The 665-nt window shown below is 43.6% G+C and carries 2 protein-coding genes; both read right to left on the bottom strand.

The window, feature by feature from the left end:
* Positions 1-476: UbiD family decarboxylase domain-containing protein (locus A3739_RS24420; RefSeq protein ID WP_197472544.1), on the bottom strand; the 476-nt coding region annotated here is incomplete at its 3' end.
* A 67-nt stretch (positions 477-543) separates the two neighbouring features.
* The coding region (locus tag A3739_RS30360) for a transcription termination factor Rho (RefSeq protein ID WP_197472543.1) at positions 544-665 on the bottom strand (122 nt) is incomplete at its 5' end.

Raw genomic sequence — 665 nt, 5'->3', positions numbered from 1 at the left:
GGCCATGTAATCAAGGGGCCTGCATCCCCCGGCCAACAGGTTTGAACTGGGATTTTACTGAGATCGACTTGATCCTTCTCGATCACGACTTCTTGGCAAGGTGCGTTACGGAGCACCTTTGGCCCCATATTCAAAACTTGCTTGAAGATAGGAAGTTTCTGCCAAGCATCTTTTAAACCTTTTGGTGGATCAGGCTCTTTTAAAAATGCGAGAAGCTTTCCGACTTCTCGAAGTGCCGTCACATTCTCTTGCCCCATCCCCAAGGCTACGCGCCGAGGTGTACCAAAAAGATTTCCTAAGACCGGTATATCGGAGCCTTTTGGATTTTCAAATAAAATAGCCGGGCCACCGGCTCGAAGCGTACGATCACAAATTTCGGTCATCTCCAAATTTGGATCTACTTCTTTTTTAACGCGTACAAGTTCGCCTTGCTCTTCTAACTGTGAGATAAAATCTCTGAGATCTTTATATTTCATACGGTGTTTTACGAGAACAATAAAAAAGCCGACTCAACTAGCCGGCTTTTTTTAGTATTAATAAGTACTAACGCTTTTTCATTGCTAAGAAGAACTCGTCGTTCGTCTTAGTATCTTTCAACTTGTCGATCAAAAACTCAGTTGCTGCGACATCATCTTCCATGTTGTGAAGAAGCTTACGCAAGATCC

This window comes from Oleiphilus sp. HI0067, from assembly GCF_001635735.1.
This window is presented reverse-complemented; position numbering and strand designations above follow the sequence as displayed.